Here is a 16,794-nt window from a genome sequence, read left to right as displayed (position 1 = left end):
TACTGCCAGAGTTTGACCGGGTATACACCGAGGGCACTTGATCAAAATCAATCGTTGCGCAAAATGCGCTCGCCTTCGGCCTCAATATCTTCAAATTGCCCCCTGTGGATCGCCCACCAGAGCCCGGCAAGGATGAAAAACACCAAAGCGACCGACAAAGGAATCAATAAATAAAGGATGTCCATCGTGCTGTTCTTATGTGGGGGTCAACTTGGTTGACTGGGTCAGGGCCGCATTTTGCGGTGGGTGCGGGGTCAAGCCTTGCGCCAAGCGCAGCGCATTGAGCACAACCAACAGCGAACTGAGTGCCATGCCCAAGCCCGCAGCCCATGCGGGCAAAAATCCCATTAAGGCCAAGGGCACGCAAGCTGCGTTGTAGACGGCAGCCCAAACCAGGTTTTGTTTCACAATGCGCAAAGTCTGGCGACTGCGCAAGACGGTGCTGACCAATACGCCCAACTGCCCACCCATCAAGACAAAATCAGCTTTGGACTGCGCCAAGGGGACGGCTTGACCGAGCGCAAACGACACATCAGCGCCCGCCAATACCGGGCCATCGTTGAGGCCATCGCCCACCATGGCCACCCGATGGCCTTGAGCCTGCCATTGCTTGAGCGCCTGCAATTTATCTTGCGGACTGCACCCGCCCCGAGCATCTGAGATGCCTACCGATTGCGCGACCTGGGCAACCGCAGCATGTCCATCGCCGGACAACACCTTCAACGTGAGGCCCATTTTTTGGAGTTCAGCTACCACGGTGGGCGCTTCGGGACGAAGCTCTTCGGCCAATTCAAACGTTGCCAACCAGCCTGCATCATCGGCCAAACTGACTTGCAAATGGTGCCCATCAAAAGCGGGGGCTTGGCAAAAAGAGGCCGAGCCCAATCGCAAAGTGAGCCCGACACCACCCGAAATAGCCAGATGGCCACGCAGGCCCTGCCCTGCTGCTTCACTCACGTTTTGGGCCAACAAGGCATCCAGCGCAGGCAAATCACCCACAAGCTGGGCTTGGCGGCGCGCTTCAGACCGCAAGGCACGGGAAACCGGATGCAATGAGTGCCGAGCCAAAGCGGAGGCCCAAGTCAGTGCCTGCTGAGATTGCACGCCAGAACGCGTATGAATCTGAGCCACCTCGAACGCGTCACGGGTCAAGGTGCCTGTTTTGTCAAAGATGATGGTGTCGATAGCGGCCAGGTTTTGCAGAGCCTCCAGCCGTCTGACCAGCACACCGCTGCGGGCCAGAGCGCCAGCCGTTGCCAGCATTGCGGCGGGGGTCGCCAACGACAAGGCGCAAGGACACGTGACGATCAACACGGCAACGGCCACCATCAAGGCGTGCGCTGGATCGGTCGGCCACCAGTAAATGGCCGAGGCCAAAGAGGCCAGCAACACCGCCATCAAAAAGGGTTTGGCCCAGCGGTCCACCAGCAGGGCCATCGAGGGCTTGGACACCGAGGCGCTTTCCATCAGTGCCACGATTTGGGCATAGCGGGTGGCCGCCCCGACCTGTTCAATTTGCACTTCCAGGGTACCGCTCAGGTTGTGGCTGCCGGCAACGACCCGGTCCCCCGCCTGGCGAGTCAAGGGCAGCGACTCCCCCGTGAGCAAGGCTTCGTCCACTTGGGATTGCCCATACAGCACACGGCCATCACCCGCAAAAGCCTCGCCAGGCAAGACCTCGATGACGTCGCCCACAGCCAAACGCCTGATGGAGATGCGCTCCCACGAACCATCTTGCTGACGCTTGCGGACACTGTCTGGCAAGCGGTTGAGCACCGCTTCCAGCGCGCCAGCCGTGCGGTCGCGCAAGCGCAACTCCAGCCAGCGGCCCATCAGCAAAAAGAACACAAACATGGTCAGTGAGTCGAAATAGACCTCTGCACCGAATGGCCCCATCGGCTCAAAAGTACCCAAGCTGCTGACAACGAAGGTCACCAGCATGCCCAGTGCCACGGGCAGGTCCATGCTGATCTGGCGCTCTCTCAAATCGCGCCATGCACTGCCGAAAAAAGGAGCACATGAGAAAAACATCACAGGCAAAGACAACACCCATGAAGCCCAGCGCAACAGATGCATGGATTCGGGCGAGATATCGCCAGGTGCCGACACGTAAGCGGGTGTGGCATACATCATCACCTGCATCATGCACATGGCCGCCACAGACAAGCGCCAAACCATGCGCCTAGCCTCCTGGCGTCGTTGTTCGTGTGCGCGTGCGTCGTTGGCGGGCACGGCCTTGTAACCAAAGCGCTCAACCGATTGCATCCACTCCGAGGGGCGGGTTTGCTCTGGCGACCAGACGATGCGGCCCCTGTGGCTGGCCGAGCTGATTTGGACCGAGGAAACCCCCGGTACGGCACGCAAGGCATCTTCGAGGGTGATGGCACAAGCCGCGCAATGCATGCCTTCGAACACCACACTCGAACTCCAGTGCCCTGCCGTGTCTTTTTCTGGCAAGCTGAACGCCGCCCATTCCGCTGGATCGTCCAGCAGTTTCAAACGGTCAGCGCTTCCCATTGGCGGCGCAGCCTGATCAGTCAGGTTGGCTGCGGTCAAAGATGGCAAAACATTGACTTGTGTCATGTCCTGACGATACGACAGAAGAGGCGAAGAAAGCTTGACGTGCATCAATTGATCCAAGACCTCGCTCTTTTATGCTGGCGTTTTACAACCTGTGAGGAGCACTTCATGTACAAACGTATTCTTGTAGCCACCGATGGTTCTGCCTTGTCCAAAAAAGCCGTTGCCAGCGCGATTGAGCTCGCAGCAACTTGCGGTGCGGAATTGGTCACACTCAAGGTGGTGCCCCGCTACCCTCAAGCGTACTTTGAAGGCAGCATTCCTTTGTCCACCGAAGAAATTTCACGCATTGAAACGCAATGGACAGAGTCTGCACAAGTGCAGCTGGCGGCTGTAGAAAAAGCTGCAAAAGCCAAAGGTGTGGTCTCCAAAATGGTCACGGTCAAATCGGATGTGGTCTCTGACGCCATCATTGCCGCAGCCAAAAAACAAAAAGCCGACCTGATTGTCATGGCCTCCCATGGTCGCAAAGGCATCAAACGCTTGTTACTGGGCAGCGAGACCCAGCAAGTCCTGACGCATTCACACATTCCTGTGCTCGTTTTGCGCTGAACGTGTTGGGATGACGCGCTGAATGCGTGTTTCGTCCCCCTCAGTTGAAGATACAAATAACTACAATGGTTCTCTATTAAAAAGAGGACTAGATGTGGTGATCCGATGGGTAGAACGCGCATTCAGCGCCAAGTGGTCTGCGCTAAGCGCATGGTTGCAGGCCGCTTTTATGGCCAGCTGTTGGAGTCTCTTCTTCAGCGCCAACCTGTCTGCACAGGAACTGGTCATCGAAAGCTGGCGCAAAGATGACCAGATTTTTTGGGACCGGGTGATCATTCCTGCTTTTCAGCGCAAGCATCCCGGCATCCGATTGAAGTTCGCGCCCGAAGAAGCCCTGCTCTACGACGGTCGGCTGTACTCGCGTTTGTCCACTCGGGCAGCTGGCGATGTCGTTTTTTGTCGCCCATTTGACGGAGGCTTGCGTCTCAATGACAAGGGCTTCTTCCAAGCCCTGACCGAAAAACAGCTCGTGAATTTCGACCTCGATGCGCGCAGAGCCTGGACCGCTGACGACGGAAAAACCACCTACTGCCTCCCCGTGGCCTATGTCATCCACGGCATCTTCTACAACAAGCAGGTCTTCCGTAAGCTGCAACTCGAACCACCGAACACCTTGGCCGAATTCATGGACAGGCTTCAGAAAGTGGCCGCTGCAGGCCAAGTCACGCCCTTGGCCCTGGGAACGGCCGACATGTGGGAGGCGACTCAGGTGATCTTCACGGGCATGGGGCCCAACTTTTGGGGCGGCGAAAAAGCACGGCATGGGCTGATGAATGGCAGCAAGAAATTCACCGATCCTGAATTCATCAAAGCCTGGCGAATGATGGGGCAATTCAAGCCTTACATGCATCCCAAGCAAAGTGAAATGTCCAACAGCGACATCCAAGTGTTGTTTGCGACGGGCAATGCGGCCATTTATCCCACAGGCTCTTGGGACATTGATTTTTTGCGGAGCACCAGTTTCGCCTACAAAAAACAGATCGAAATGGGTGTCTTCAAGCCCCCCGTCGACAACAAGAACCAGCGCTGTCATTTATCGGTTCACCCCGATTTCGGTATCGGCATCAACAAAAACACACGCCATCCTGAAGCAAGCCAAGTTTTTCTCGAATGGTTGGCTTCGCAAGAATTTGCGCAGCTGATGACCGACACCTTGAGTGGATTTTTTTCATTGTCCAAACATGCCGTGACGATCAATGACCCCTTGAGTCTGGAGATGATGAACTGGCGTCAAGAATGCGATGACACCATCCGCATCAATGCTGAAAAGCTCAACCGCGTCTGGCCCTCAATGGAAGAAGAACTCTGGTATGTGAATGTCAAAGTCATCAACCAGGAAATGACACCCGAACAAGCGGCACAGTACATCCAGCGCATCCACGAAAAGAACGCTTACATCAAACAAATGCACCCTTGAGCACGTAAAAAAGACCGTCAATGCGGTCTTTTTTAGGTGACATCAGCCGCTCAGGCAAACAAGGATTTGTACTGCTCTCGCAGCAGGTTCTTTTGTACTTTGCCCATGGTGTTGCGCGGCAACTCTGCCACGACAAAGCACTTTTTGGGAATTTTGAAATTCGCCAATTTGGACTTGAGTTCGGCCACGATGGCATCGGGTTGCAAGGTGACCCCCTGTTTGGCAATGACCACCGCCACACCCACTTCACCAAAATCCGGGTGAGGCACGCCGACCACGGCACTTTCAGCCACGCCCTTCATCTCGTTGATGTAGCCCTCGATCTCAGCCGGGTAGACGTTGTAGCCGCCGCTGATGATGAGGTCTTTGCTGCGCCCCACAATGGTCACATAGCCGCGCTCATCGATCTTGCCAACATCACCCGTTTTGAAAAACCCGTCCGTGGTGAACTCTTCTGCGGTTTTCTCGGGCATGCGCCAGTAGCCCTTGAACACATTCGGTCCCTTGACCTGGATGCCGCCGATCTCACTCACCGGTAAATCCTGCCCATCGTCACCGCGCACGCGCAAAGACACGCCGGGCAAGGGAAAGCCCACGGTGCCTCCGCGCCGCTCGGCCTGGTTCGCGTAACGCTTGTCTGCGGCATAGGGGTTCGAGGTCAGCATGGCGGTCTCGCTCATGCCGTAGCGTTCGAGAATGGTGTGCCCGGTGCGGGTTTGCCAGTCTGCAAAAGTTTCGATCAACAAAGGCGCCGACCCTGCAATGAACAGGCGCATGTTTTTGACCGCGTCCCGCGTGAGTGATGGCTCCGCGAGCATGCGGACATACAAGGTGGGCACCCCCATGAACACGGTGGCTTTGGCCATACTGGCAATGGCACGTTTGGGATCAAACTTGGCCATCCAGATCATCTTGCTGCCATTGATCAGCGCCCCATGGATGGCCACAAACAGGCCGTGCACATGGAAGATCGGCAAGGCGTGAATCAACACATCGCTCTTTGTCCAGCCCCAATAATCCTTGAGTGTGAGCGCATTGCTGAGCATGTTGCCGTGCGTGAGCATGGCACCCTTGCTTCGGCCTGTGGTGCCGCTCGTGTAGAGGATGGCTGCCAGGTCATCGGCTTGGCAAGACGCAGGCGTGTGCTGATCGCTCTGGTTAGAGGCCCGGTCAAGCAAGCTGCCGGTGCGGTCATCGTTCAAGGTGAAAACGTGCTGTGTCCCCGCTTTGAAAGCGATTTTGCTGACCCAGCCAAAGTTGACCGAACTGCACACCACCACGGCAGGCTCGGCGTTGCCAATGAAATACTCGATCTCGGCGCTTTGGTAGGCCGTGTTCAAAGGTAAAAACACATAGCCCGCGCGCAAGGTGGCCAAATACAAGATCATGGCTTCGACCGATTTTTCGACCTGCACAGCGACCCGGCTGCCTTTTGGCAGATCAAGTGACTTCAGCAAGTTGGCCATCATGGCGGTCGCCCGATCCAGGTCTTGCCAGCTGTAGTGCAAGCCCTCATCAGTTTCAACCGCGGTGGCGTTCAAATCGGCAGGAAAAGCAGCCCTCAGGGCGGAAAACAGGTTGTGATGGCTCATGGGTTCAAAACGAAAGGATCAAACATATCGGGGCAAAAGGCTGAAAACGATCAGGCCAGTCAGTCGAGTTTGGCACCCGAAGCCTTGACCACTTGAGACCATTTGCTCAGTTCTTTTTTGATGAAGGCGTCAAACTGAGCCCCTGTCAGATTGGGGAACTCGGCGCCCTGCCCGGCCCAGACGGCTTTGGCGTCATCGGTCAGACACGCGCGGCGGATTTCCTCAACAGCGCGGCTTTGCGCATCCGCTGGCGTCCCTTTGGGGGCCCAAACGCCATACCAAGTCGACACGGTGTAATCGGGCAATCCCAGCTCCGTTGAGCATGGAACATCCGGAAATGCGGGGTTTCGTTTGGCACCGGACACCATCATGGCTTTGATGCGACCTCCTTTGATATGTGTTGCCGACGATCCCAAACCATCAAACATCATGTCCACATTGCCCGCAATCAGGTCTTGTAAGGCGGGGCCAGCGCCACGGTAGGGAATGTGGGTGATGAAGGTCTTGGTCTGCAGCTTGAACAGCTCGCCTGCCAAGTGGTGCGAAGTGCCGCCTCCTGCTGAACCGTAGTTCAGGCGACCGGGGTTCTTTTTGACAAAGTCCAAAAACGCCTTGAAATCAGCCGCTTGAACCTTTTTGGGATTGACCACCAGCACCTGGGGCACGTTGGCCACCAAGATCAGGGGGGTCAGGTCACGCTCCAAGTCGTAGTCGAGCTTGGGGTACATGCTGGGCGCAATGGTGTGGTGCACCGCGCCCATGAACAGGTTGTAGCCATCGGGCGCGGCCTTGGCAGCCACGCCCGCACCCAAAGTACCGCCAGCACCACCACGGTTGTCAATGATGAGCTGCTTGCCGGTCAACTTGGCAAACTGGGCTGACAGGGGTCTCGCAAAAGCGTCTGTGCCGCCGCCTGCCGGAAACGGCACCACCATGGTCACGGGTTTGGCAGGCCAGGTACTTTGCGCCTGAGCCCACAAAGGCAGACTGCCCGACAAGGCCGCCAGGTTTTTCAGAAAATCCCGGCGCTGTTGCGCGTTGAATTGAATGGTCATGAAATGTCTCTTGTTTTGAATAATGAACGCATCATAAAGGCAGATATGACACCTGACTGGCACAAGGAATTCACCCTCGTCTCATCAAATGACGATGCCATCTGGCAGATAACGCACCGTTGCTTCAGGGAAGAAGCCATGGGTGTTTCATCCATGCACAAACCAACAAGCGATGGGAACTTGCCTAGGGTCACTCAGACAAGCTGGCTCAAGCCTTCGCCATGTCAGGCTGCCACCAGCCATGGTCCAGCCCAGTGTGCCGTGACCCGTGTTAAGGTCAAGCCCATTCAGCGCTATCGTGCCCACCTGCGGAGTGCTCAATCGGTCAGTTCGAGCACGGTGGTGTGCCCCTGGGCCATGGGCCAGGTCAAGCCCACGATTTTTTCGCCATTGAAGCTGGCCGTCACGCTGCGCGGCGTGGTGTCGTTCAGGCGCAAGCGGCTCGATGCCACACCGGCCCCGGGCGGCACGCCGGGCAAGCTGCTTTGCCCATCCAGGCTCAGGGTGTCGCGCGCCGGGTCGAAATAACCCCGAGGCCGCGTGAAGCTGAGCACCGCTTGGGCGGCGCGGTCGGCATCGTTCACGCGCTCTGGTCGCATGTGCAGCCACTGGCTCGATCTGGGCAATGGGCTGCGGTAGATGTGAGTGGTGGCGTATCCGGCCGCCTGAATCACGAACTCATAAGCCGTGTCGCTGCGCCCCCGAAATGGCCCCCACTGCCCATCGGCCCCCGTGGTTTGGACATGCACAGCTGGCCCCTGGCGCTGCCCGGTGGCAGCGTTGGTGGCAAAGATCTTCATGCGGGCACCGCGCAAAGGCAGGTTGTTGACGAAGTTGCCGCTGGTCGCATCCATCGGGTCCAGGCCCAGGCCGACCAATTTGCCGTTCAGCACCACCTCGGCTTGGCGAACGATGCCTGCACTTGGCGATTGCCCCGTGATGAAGCGGTAGGTGGCCTCAAAGGCGGCTTGCGAATAAGACGTTTCCCGGTGGTCAATTTTGGGAATGACCACATTCGTGGCACCCTTGAGTTCGGGGCCCTCAAAGCCCACCATCGTGGGCTTGCCTTTCATGCCCAGCCACAGGCCATCGGGCTGCGCGAATTTGTCGTTGTTGTCCGAGCGGATGGTCATCCAGCGTGTGGGGCCACAGACCTCGTCGCCTTGCGCGTTTTTGGGGGCATTGAGTTGCTTCAGGAACGGGCCCGTGCCGGAAAACTCGTTGGCCTCGTTCACACCGGGAATGGCCTGTACCCCGTGGTTGGGCGTGCCGCCCAACACGGCATGGCTGACCACCGCCGCACCGCCGCCGTTGCAAATGAAGTTCCGGATTGCATTGCCACCCCGCGAATTACCCACCAAAACCACTTGTTTGGCCCCGGTACGGCGCAAGACGGCCTGCACCTCGTCCCGCAAAAAGGCCATGTGTTCTTGGGTCGACGAGCGCCCGGCTTGCGTTTTGTTGTCGGCGTCTCGCGCCAGTGGGTAAGGCACGTCAATGGCATGCAAACGGTCGGTGGGCCAGCCGTTGGACTCGAAACGCCAAATGGTGGACTGCCACAGGGCGGCCGTGTCGCCGTTGCCATGCACAAACACGATGGGGGTCCGCTCTGCCTGCTGGCTGGGCGCTGGCCCTGCGCAAGCGCTCAGCAGGAGCAAGGCGGCCGAGACAAGTCCCAATGTGCGACGCTGAAGGTTCATGGCATTCCAATCGTGTGCTTGGCAAAGCACACATCCTCCGGCAAGAGGTGCCGAAAGCCTGACTCCTTCGCGTCAGTGGGCTTGGTTTGCCGCCCGACCGAACCAGGCCCACAAAGCCGCACCCAAGACGATCATGGGCACGCACAGCCACTGGCCCATGCTCATGCCCAAGCTGAGCAGCCCCAAGTGCGCATCGGGCTCGCGGAAGTACTCGGCCACAAAGCGGAACACGCCGTAGCCAAAAAGGAAAGCCGAAGCCACCTGCCCTTGCGCCCGTGGCTTGCGGGCATAAAGCCACAGCAACACGAACAGCAACACGCCTTCCAGCAGGAACTGGTAAATCTGCGAGGGGTGGCGCGGCACATCGCCTGCGCCGCGAAACAGCATGGCCCAGGGCAGGCTCGGGTCGGCCACGCGACCCCAGAGTTCGCCGTTGATGAAATTGCCGATGCGCCCCGCCGCCAGACCTGTGGGCACGCAAGGCGCCACAAAGTCCATGACCTGCATGAACGGCCGTTTGCGCGACCAGGCAAACCAAACCATCGCCGCGATCACGCCCAGCATGCCGCCATGAAAGCTCATGCCACCTTGCCAAACCGCAAAAATCTCCAGCGGGTTGGACAGGTAATAAGCCGGTTTGTAAAACAGGCAATAGCCGATGCGTCCACCCAGGATGACACCCAACACACCTAAAAACAGGATGTCTTCAATGTCATGTTTTTGCCATTGCGGCAGGTTTTTGAAAGGCAAATGCCCCAGCCGCCGAATGGCCAGCCCATAAAACAGGCCAAAAGCGGCCAGATAAGTCAGGCCATACCAATGAACGGCCAAGGGCCCCAATTGCAGTGCAATGGGGTCAATTTGTGGGTGAATCAGCATGGTGTTGCGTTGTGGTGGCCAATGCAGGCGCAATGCCTGTCATTGGCCACTGGGCTGCATCAATCGAGCAGCGACAGATCGCGCACGGCACCCTTGTCGGCCGAAGTGGCCAGCAGGGCATAGGCCTTGAGCGCAGCCGACACCTTGCGCGGACGGGGCAAGGCAGGCTTCCAGCCCAGCTTGTCTTGTTCCACACGGCGCTTGGCCAGCTCTTCGTCACTGACCAAGACATTGATGCTGCGGTTGGGGATGTCGATTCGGATGCGGTCGCCGTTTTTCACCAGGCCAATCGTGCCGCCCGCAGCCGCTTCGGGCGAGCAGTGGCCGATCGACAAGCCCGAAGTACCGCCCGAAAAGCGACCATCGGTCAGCAAGGCGCAGGCTTTGCCCAGACCTTTGGACTTGATGTAGCTGGTGGGGTAGAGCATTTCCTGCATGCCGGGGCCGCCCTTGGGGCCTTCGTAGCGGACGACCACGATGTCACCCGCCTTGACCTTGTCGCTCAGGATGTTTTCGACAGCTTCGTCTTGGCTCTCGACCACATGGGCCGGGCCTTCAAACACCATCAGGCTGTCGTCCACGCCTGCGGTCTTGACCACACAGCCGTCCAGCGCGATGTTGCCGCGCAAAACCGCCAAGCCACCTTCTTTGTTGAAAGCATGTTCCAGTGAGCGGATGCAGCCTTCGGCGCGGTCCGTGTCCAGGCTGGGCCAGCGGGTGTTCTGACTGAAGGCCACTTGCGTGGGAATGCCAGCAGGGCCCGCCATGTAGAACTTTTTGACCGCGTCGCTGGGGTTGCGTGCGATGTCCCATTGATCCAGGACCTCTTTCATGGTCTTGCCCAGCACAGTGCCCACATCGGTGTGCAAGCGACCTGCACGGTCCAGTTCACCCAAGATGCCCATGATGCCGCCAGCGCGGTGCACGTCTTCGATGTGGTACTTGTTGGTGTTGGGTGCCACCTTGCACAGCTGGGGCACGATTTTGGACATGCGGTCGATGTCGGCCATGGTGAATTCGATCTCGGCTTCCTGGGCAATCGCCAAGATGTGCAAGATGGTGTTGGTCGAGCCGCCCATGGCGATGTCAAGGGCAATCGCGTTTTCAAACGCTTTGAACCCCATGGAACGCGGCAACACCGACGCATCCTCTTGCTCGTAATAGCGCTTGCACAAGTCCACAATCGTGCGGCCCGCTTGCTTGAACAGTTCCTCGCGGTCAGCGTGTGTCGCCAAAACGGTGCCGTTGCCCGGCAAGGCCAAGCCCAAGGCCTCAGCCAAACAGTTCATCGAGTTGGCGGTGAACATGCCCGAGCAAGAACCGCAGGTCGGGCAAGCCGAACGCTCGACTTCGGCCAAATCGGCATCGCTCACTTTGTCGTCCGCCGCCATGACCATGGCGTCGATCAGGTCGAGCTTTTTGAACTCCATGACTTGCGTCTGGGGGTTGGCCAGGCGCACCTTGCCCGCTTCCATGGGGCCACCCGACACAAAAATCACGGGAATGTTCAGGCGCATGGCGGCCATCAGCATGCCGGGGGTGATCTTGTCGCAGTTGGAAATGCACACGATCGCGTCGGCGCAGTGGGCGTTGACCATGTATTCGACCGAATCGGCAATGATGTCACGGCTGGGCAGCGAATACAGCATGCCGTCGTGGCCCATGGCGATGCCGTCGTCCACAGCAATGGTGTTGAACTCCTTGGCTACACCGCCTGCGGCCTCGATCTCGCGTGCCACCAACTGGCCCAGGTCCTTGAGGTGCACGTGACCGGGCACGAACTGGGTGAAGGAATTGGCAATCGCGATGATCGGCTTGCTGAAGTCATCGTCCTTCATGCCGGTGGCGCGCCACAGGGAACGGGCACCCGCCATGTTGCGGCCGGCGGTGGAGGTCTTGGAACGGTAAGCGGGCATCAGGGGCTCCAGTCAGGGATTCAAGAAATAACTGAACGGATTATGGCCCAGCGCGATAGCCCTGACGCCGCTCGCGGGAAAGGTGCAGTCACCTGCAAGTCAAACAAAACCCGGTCCAAAATCGCTATAGTCGGCTGCCGTTTGCCGCAAAGGCCATGAACCTGTGGTCGTCCCCGCTTTCATTTGAGAGGTCCGCCGTGAAATACCCCTTGATTGCCCTGGCCATGACCGTTGCAGTGGCCACACCTGCGTTGGCCGACCCGGCTTTGGCGAACGCAAAAAAATGCATGGGATGCCACAACGTGGCAGTCAAAGTGGTGGGCCCCAGTTTCAAGGCGGTGGCGGCAAAATACAAAGCGGACAACGCCACTGTCGATCAACTGGCCAACAAAATCAGGAGGGGTGGCTCCGGTGTTTGGGGCATCGCCGTCATGCCCGCCAACGACCATGTCAATGAAGCGGAAGCCCGAAAATTGGCAACCTGGGTACTGAGCCTGAAGTAATTGCCCCGCCAAAAGCAAAAAGGCCCGCTGCTCAGCGGGCCTTTTTGCGGGATATCGGCGTTCAAGTTGCCGATCAACCCTGCGACATCACAGTCCGATGGCCGCGATACCGGCTTTGGCAATCTGTGCATCTTCATTGGATTTGACCCCGCTCACACCCACCGCGCCCAGGCAAAAGCCATCTTTCATGATCGGAACACCACCTTCAAGCATGCCCTTGATGGTGGGAGCCGACAAAAAGGAGGTGCGGCCACCGTTGATGACGTCTTCGTAACCCTTGGTTTCGCGGCGACCCAACGCAGCCGTGTTGGCTTTGGCGGGGGCGATGTGCGAGGACACCGGTGCGGCACCATCGAGGCGGGCGAAATGCAGCAAATGACCGCCAGCGTCCACAATGGCAATGCTCACGGCCCAGTTGTTTTTGATGGCTTCGGCTTCAGCGGCTGCGGCAATCGCTTTGACATCGGACAGTTCGAGGGTGGCTTGTGTTTTCATGGTTTTAAGAAGGCTGAGTTTGAAAAACGCAAGCATACACGGGCAAAAGCCTGTCCATTGCTCACCTGAACGCAAAACTGATTCACCCGGATAACCCCATCGTCTGCCGGAAATTGAGGTCTGTTTGCCTGGCCCCCTACAATGACCAAGCCCGATTCAAAGGCATGTTTAGGAGATAAACCATGAGCGACCTTCGCACTCTCAATACCGCTGACTGGGGCCAAGTCGACCCCGCAGCACGCCATCGCGTTTTGCGCAACACCTATTGGCTTTTGGCCTTGAGCCTGCTGCCCACCGTTTTGGGCGCCTGGCTGGGCGTGGCCACAGGCATCACCCGCTCGCTGTCGGGCGGCTTGGGGCTGGTTGTTTTCATGGCCGGCGCCTTCGGCTTCATGTTCGCCATCGAGAAAACCAAAAACTCTGCAGCCGGCGTTCCCGTGTTGCTGGGATTCACCTTCTTCATGGGCCTGATGCTCTCGCGCATGATCGCCATGGTGCTGGGCTTCAAAAACGGCTCCGACCTGATCATGACCGCCTTTGCCGGCACCGCCGGGGTGTTCTTCGTCATGGCCAGTTTGGCCAGCACCATCAAACGTGACATCTCAGGCATGTCCAAGTGGCTGTTTGTTGGTGCCTTGGCCATCATGATTGGCGGCATCATCAACGTGTTTGTTGGCTCGACCGCCGGCATGATGGTGATTTCGGTCATGGCCATCGGCATCTTCAGCGCCTACATGCTGTACGACCTCAAGCAGATCATCGATGGCGGTGAAACCAACTACATCAGCGCCACCTTGGCTTTGTATCTGGACATCTTCAACGTGTTCCAAAGCCTGCTGGCCCTGCTGGGCATCATGGGCGGTGAGCGCGACTGAAGTGCCGCGGCCTAGCGCCCACAAGAAAGGCTCCCTCGGGAGCCTTTCTTTTTGGGGCCGAGAATCAGCCGCTCAGGCCAGCTCAAACACCGCCATGCTCTCGACGTGCGCCGTGTGGGCAAACATGTTGATCACGCCCGCGCTGACGCAGCGGTAACCTGCTCGGTGCACCAGAATATCGGCGTCACGGGCCAAGGTCGCCGGGTTGCAGCTCACATACACAATGCGCCGGGGTGGTGTCCAGCCTTGGCGTAAATCGGGGTTTTCGTTCAGCTCGGCGAGTGCCTTGCTCAAGGCAAATGCACCTTCACGGGGTGGATCCACCAGCCATTTGTCGGCCGTGCCATCGGCGACCAGCATCTCTGGCGTCATGTCAAACAGGTTGCGTGCGACGAACTGCGTGGGTGCCAAGGCTTGCCCGGCCACTCGGTCAGCCTGGTTGCGTGCGTAGTTGTCGCGGGACCGGGCGACCAGTGTTTCGGCACCTTCGATGCCCAAGACCTCGCCAGCCTGCGTGGCGATGGGCAAGGTGAAATTACCCAAACCACAAAACCAGTCAATCACGCGTTCTTTCTTTTTTGCCTGCAACAAACGCAAGGCTCGGGCCACCAAAACCCGGTTGATGAACGGGTTGACCTGGGTGAAATCGGTGGGCCTGAAAGGCATGGTGATGCCAAAGTCTGGCAAACCGTAACTCAATTGCGCCCCCCCTTCGTCCAGCAGATGCACAGTGTCTGGCCCTTTGGGCTGCAACCACCATTGCACATTTTGTTCTGCAGCAAACGCACGCAGCAAGGTCTTGTCGCCTTCACTCAAAGGCTCCAGATGGCGCAGCACCAAGGCGGTGACTTCGTCGCCGCAAGCCAGCTCCAGTTGAGGCAAAGTCTCGCGGGCGTCCATCTGGCCAATCAGCTCCCGCAAGGGCAACAGCATGCGACTCACATGGGGCGGCAAGACCGGGCAGACTTTCATGTCGGCGATGTAGCGGCTTTTGCGTTCGTGAAAACCAATCAGGACTTCGCCTTTTTTGATCACATAGCGCACCGACAAACGGGCTCGGTAACGGTAGCCCCAAGCGGGGCCTTCAATGGGGCGCAGCATGGTGTCGGCTTTGACCTTGCCCAAATGCCACAAATTGTCTTCCAGCACCCGCTGCTTGATGGCCACCTGGGCTGAGACCTCCAGGTGCTGCATCTTGCAGCCGCCGCAAGAGCCCGCGTGCAAGCCGAAATGGGGGCAGCCTGGCCGCACGCGCTGTGATGATTCGTGATGGATTTCGGTCACGGTGCCGTGTTCAAAGCTGCTCTTCTTGCGGCCTACTTGAACCGAAACCACTTCAAAAGGCAAAGCGCCTTCGATGAAAACCACTTTGCCATCGGGCCGTCGGGCAATGCCTTGGGCCTCCATGTCCAGGGAGGTCACGCGCAGCCAACCTTCGGGCAAGCCTGCGTCGTCAGGGGTACCGGATTCTTCGGGGAGTTGGGAAAGGGAAATGTCTTGTTCGCTCATGCCCCGATTGTCTCAGGATGTCGAGCCTGCCCAGGCACTTCGCGTCACGCTTTGTGACTTCCAGCTCAGTTCCAGGCTTGAAGATACTGCTGCCAATGCGGCTCTTGCTCGGCCAAGTTGGCCACGCTGTCTTTGACGAAAGCGATTTCCTGCTCGTATTCGGCCTCGGTCAAACCACCACGCATCTTCTGGAACCGGCAGTAAAGAAGGTAGGTGTTCATCACATCGGTTTCGCAATAGCGCCGAATGTCCTCGGTTTTTCCGTCCAGAAATTGCTCATGGACTTGGGAGCCGTCCATGCCCAGTTTGCCCGGGAAGCCACACAATTTGGCCAAGGCGTCCATGGGCGCATTGTTTTTGGGCGTGTATTTGGCCAACAAGTCCATCAGGTCCAGATGGCGCATGTGGTAGCGCGAGATGTAGTTGTTCCACTTGTACCCCCGGTCGCTGGCGTTACCGCCCTCCCCCATGTCCCAGTATTTATCGGCCACCACGCCATGCTGCATGCCTCGGTAATGCAATACCGGCAGGTCAAACCCGCTGCCATTCCAGCTGACCAGTTGGGGCTCGTGCTTTTCAATGGTGTTGAAGAATGTCTGGATGATCCGGCCTTCGCTTTGGCCATCACGGTCCACAAAAGAATGGACGCGCAGCCCATCTGCATTGCGAAAGACACAGCTGATCACCAAAATTCGCTGCAGATACAAAGGCATGAAATCGCTCTTGCCTTGCTCGGCACGCTCCGCTTTCCATTGCGCGTGCACTTGCAGATCGGTCAGATCGGGTGATGCCGGGTTCAGCCGTCGCCAGCCTGCAATGTCGGGCAAGGACTCGATGTCAAAAACCAGGACGGGCCAGGACATCCTCTGGCCACTCAGCGGGCAGGCAAAAGTTTGGCGGGGTCTACTGGCTTGCCTTGGCGGCGAACCTCAAAGTGAAGTTTGACGCGGTCCGAATCGGATTTGCCCATTTCTGCGATCTTCTGACCCTTGCGCACTTTTTGATCTTCCTTTACCAACAGGGCCTGGTTGTGCGCATAAGCGGTCAAGAAGGTGTTGTTGTGTTTGAGGATGATGAGGTTGCCGTACCCCCGCAGGCCCGCACCGGCATACACCACTTGGCCGTCGGCAGCCGCTATGACGGGATCCCCTGCCTTGCCCGCAATGTCGAGGCCTTTGTTTTTGGCTTCGTCAAATCCGGCAATCAGCGAACCATTGGCTGGCCAGATGAAAGCGACACCTTCATCCCCTGCAGGCGTTGATGGCGAGGCAGACGCTGGCTCTGGTTTGGCAGGAGTAGCGCTGGCAGATGAGTTGGCAGAAGGCGCAATCGGCCGAACCACCACGCCGGATGTTTCAACAGCACCACCCGGTGGTGATACGCGCAGCACTTGGCCCACTTCGATCACATCGGGGTTGCTCAGATTGTTCCAGCGGGCCAGATCTCGCCATCCTTGGCCATTGTCCAGACCAATGCGGGTGAGCGTATCGCCGCGCTGCACGGTGTAGTAACCGGGCTTGCCCGCGTTTTCACTGCCCGGCAAAGGCTTGCTTGCCTCAACCGTCGGTGTTGCCGTGTGTGTGGACGATCGGCTCATGGCGGTTCGGTCCTCCACGGGGGCCGGTGTGCGCGGCGAGGAGGTGCATCCTGCAAGCAGGGCAATGGCCAAAGCCATCAAAACCATGGGACGAAATTGAAAGGATGAAGTCATCGGGCTTTAT

At 58.1% G+C, this 16,794-nt stretch carries 15 protein-coding genes; 4 read left to right on the top strand and 11 right to left on the bottom strand.

Annotated elements, in window-relative coordinates; translation table 11 throughout:
- Nucleotides 1-47 precede the first annotated feature (47 nt).
- Complete coding sequence (gene ccoS, locus B9Z33_RS10070) at nucleotides 48-185, bottom strand: cbb3-type cytochrome oxidase assembly protein CcoS (RefSeq protein WP_019428923.1); 138 nt, start codon at nucleotides 183-185, stop codon at nucleotides 48-50.
- Between the two features lie 10 nt (nucleotides 186-195).
- A complete protein-coding gene (locus tag B9Z33_RS10065) occupies nucleotides 196-2,583 on the bottom strand; it encodes a cation-translocating P-type ATPase (protein WP_108286837.1) in 2,388 nt (795 codons plus the stop codon).
- A 105-nt stretch (nucleotides 2,584-2,688) separates the two neighbouring features.
- Here B9Z33_RS10065 and B9Z33_RS10060 point away from each other — a divergent pair, with 105 nt between their 5' ends.
- Both B9Z33_RS10060 and B9Z33_RS10055 read left to right on the top strand, forming a co-directional pair.
- Nucleotides 2,689-3,132, top strand: a complete 444-nt coding sequence (locus B9Z33_RS10060) for a universal stress protein (protein WP_108286836.1) — start codon at nucleotides 2,689-2,691, stop codon at nucleotides 3,130-3,132.
- Between the two features lie 94 nt (nucleotides 3,133-3,226).
- A complete protein-coding gene (locus tag B9Z33_RS10055; RefSeq protein WP_158270207.1) occupies nucleotides 3,227-4,549 on the top strand; it encodes an ABC transporter substrate-binding protein in 1,323 nt (440 codons plus the stop codon).
- Between the two features lie 50 nt (nucleotides 4,550-4,599).
- Here the strand turns inward: B9Z33_RS10055 and B9Z33_RS10050 are convergent, their stop codons facing one another.
- The 5 genes from B9Z33_RS10050 to ilvD all read right to left on the bottom strand — a co-directional run bounded on the left by B9Z33_RS10050 (nucleotide 4,600) and on the right by ilvD (nucleotide 11,691).
- Nucleotides 4,600-6,141 carry a malonyl-CoA synthase gene (locus B9Z33_RS10050; protein WP_108286834.1) on the bottom strand — a complete coding sequence of 514 codons (1,542 nt, stop codon included), beginning with the start codon at nucleotides 6,139-6,141 and terminating at the stop codon, nucleotides 4,600-4,602.
- Nucleotides 6,142-6,200: 59 nt separating this feature from the next.
- A complete protein-coding gene (locus B9Z33_RS10045) occupies nucleotides 6,201-7,196 on the bottom strand; it encodes a tripartite tricarboxylate transporter substrate binding protein (RefSeq protein ID WP_108286833.1) in 996 nt (331 codons plus the stop codon).
- 317 nt (nucleotides 7,197-7,513) lie between these two features.
- Nucleotides 7,514-8,896: a twin-arginine translocation pathway signal gene (locus B9Z33_RS10040; RefSeq protein WP_108286832.1), complete on the bottom strand. Its 1,383-nt coding sequence runs from the start codon at nucleotides 8,894-8,896 to the stop codon at nucleotides 7,514-7,516.
- 72 nt (nucleotides 8,897-8,968) lie between these two features.
- The gene (gene lgt / locus B9Z33_RS10035; protein WP_108287097.1) at nucleotides 8,969-9,775 is read right to left on the bottom strand and encodes a prolipoprotein diacylglyceryl transferase; all 807 of its coding nucleotides are present in this window, start codon (nucleotides 9,773-9,775) and stop codon (nucleotides 8,969-8,971) included.
- 59 nt (nucleotides 9,776-9,834) lie between these two features.
- Nucleotides 9,835-11,691, bottom strand: a complete 1,857-nt coding sequence (gene ilvD, locus B9Z33_RS10030; protein ID WP_108286831.1) for a dihydroxy-acid dehydratase — start codon at nucleotides 11,689-11,691, stop codon at nucleotides 9,835-9,837.
- Nucleotides 11,692-11,888: 197 nt separating this feature from the next.
- Between ilvD and B9Z33_RS10025 the strand changes: the two genes are divergently transcribed.
- On the top strand, nucleotides 11,889-12,194 hold the full coding sequence (locus B9Z33_RS10025; protein WP_233252787.1) for a c-type cytochrome: 306 nt from the start codon (nucleotides 11,889-11,891) through the stop codon (nucleotides 12,192-12,194).
- A gap of 87 nt (nucleotides 12,195-12,281) precedes the next feature.
- Here the strand turns inward: B9Z33_RS10025 and B9Z33_RS10020 are convergent, their stop codons facing one another.
- Nucleotides 12,282-12,689: a heme-binding protein gene (locus B9Z33_RS10020; RefSeq protein ID WP_108286829.1), complete on the bottom strand. Its 408-nt coding sequence runs from the start codon at nucleotides 12,687-12,689 to the stop codon at nucleotides 12,282-12,284.
- Nucleotides 12,690-12,871: 182 nt separating this feature from the next.
- Between B9Z33_RS10020 and B9Z33_RS10015 the strand changes: the two genes are divergently transcribed.
- Nucleotides 12,872-13,564 (top strand): Bax inhibitor-1/YccA family protein, encoded by a 693-nt coding sequence (locus tag B9Z33_RS10015; protein ID WP_108286828.1) that lies wholly within the window; start codon nucleotides 12,872-12,874, stop codon nucleotides 13,562-13,564.
- Between the two features lie 72 nt (nucleotides 13,565-13,636).
- On the opposite strand, the gene rlmD is transcribed toward B9Z33_RS10015, so the two are convergent.
- From rlmD to B9Z33_RS10000, 3 genes are all read right to left on the bottom strand, one after another.
- On the bottom strand, nucleotides 13,637-15,073 hold the full coding sequence (gene rlmD, locus B9Z33_RS10010; RefSeq protein WP_199220323.1) for a 23S rRNA (uracil(1939)-C(5))-methyltransferase RlmD: 1,437 nt from the start codon (nucleotides 15,071-15,073) through the stop codon (nucleotides 13,637-13,639).
- A 65-nt stretch (nucleotides 15,074-15,138) separates the two neighbouring features.
- Nucleotides 15,139-15,936: a 3'-5' exonuclease gene (locus B9Z33_RS10005; protein ID WP_108286827.1), complete on the bottom strand. Its 798-nt coding sequence runs from the start codon at nucleotides 15,934-15,936 to the stop codon at nucleotides 15,139-15,141.
- Between the two features lie 11 nt (nucleotides 15,937-15,947).
- Nucleotides 15,948-16,784: a peptidoglycan DD-metalloendopeptidase family protein gene (locus B9Z33_RS10000; protein ID WP_108286826.1), complete on the bottom strand. Its 837-nt coding sequence runs from the start codon at nucleotides 16,782-16,784 to the stop codon at nucleotides 15,948-15,950.
- Nucleotides 16,785-16,794: the final 10 nt, after the last annotated feature.

This window comes from Limnohabitans sp. T6-20, from assembly GCF_003063505.1.
GTDB lineage: Bacteria > Pseudomonadota > Gammaproteobacteria > Burkholderiales > Burkholderiaceae_C > Limnohabitans_A.
This window is presented reverse-complemented; position numbering and strand designations above follow the sequence as displayed.

What these genes read in the sequence shown, in the direction of transcription:
- B9Z33_RS10040 (WP_108286832.1), bottom strand. Translation starts at nt 8,896, where the DNA reads ATGAACCTTCAGCGTCGCACATTGGGACTTGTCTCGGCCGCCTTGCTC.
- B9Z33_RS10000 (WP_108286826.1), bottom strand. Translation starts at nt 16,784, where the DNA reads ATGACTTCATCCTTTCAATTTCGTCCCATGGTTTTGATGGCTTTGGCC.
- B9Z33_RS10050 (WP_108286834.1), bottom strand. Translation starts at nt 6,141, where the DNA reads ATGAGCCATCACAACCTGTTTTCCGCCCTGAGGGCTGCTTTTCCTGCC.
- B9Z33_RS10065 (WP_108286837.1), bottom strand. Translation starts at nt 2,583, where the DNA reads ATGACACAAGTCAATGTTTTGCCATCTTTGACCGCAGCCAACCTGACT.
- lgt (WP_108287097.1), bottom strand. Translation starts at nt 9,775, where the DNA reads ATGCTGATTCACCCACAAATTGACCCCATTGCACTGCAATTGGGGCCC.
- B9Z33_RS10015 (WP_108286828.1), top strand. Translation starts at nt 12,872, where the DNA reads ATGAGCGACCTTCGCACTCTCAATACCGCTGACTGGGGCCAAGTCGAC.
- B9Z33_RS10005 (WP_108286827.1), bottom strand. Translation starts at nt 15,936, where the DNA reads ATGTCCTGGCCCGTCCTGGTTTTTGACATCGAGTCCTTGCCCGACATT.
- B9Z33_RS10045 (WP_108286833.1), bottom strand. Translation starts at nt 7,196, where the DNA reads ATGACCATTCAATTCAACGCGCAACAGCGCCGGGATTTTCTGAAAAAC.
- rlmD (WP_199220323.1), bottom strand. Translation starts at nt 15,073, where the DNA reads ATGAGCGAACAAGACATTTCCCTTTCCCAACTCCCCGAAGAATCCGGT.
- B9Z33_RS10020 (WP_108286829.1), bottom strand. Translation starts at nt 12,689, where the DNA reads ATGAAAACACAAGCCACCCTCGAACTGTCCGATGTCAAAGCGATTGCC.
- ilvD (WP_108286831.1), bottom strand. Translation starts at nt 11,691, where the DNA reads ATGCCCGCTTACCGTTCCAAGACCTCCACCGCCGGCCGCAACATGGCG.
- B9Z33_RS10060 (WP_108286836.1), top strand. Translation starts at nt 2,689, where the DNA reads ATGTACAAACGTATTCTTGTAGCCACCGATGGTTCTGCCTTGTCCAAA.
- ccoS (WP_019428923.1), bottom strand. Translation starts at nt 185, where the DNA reads ATGGACATCCTTTATTTATTGATTCCTTTGTCGGTCGCTTTGGTGTTT.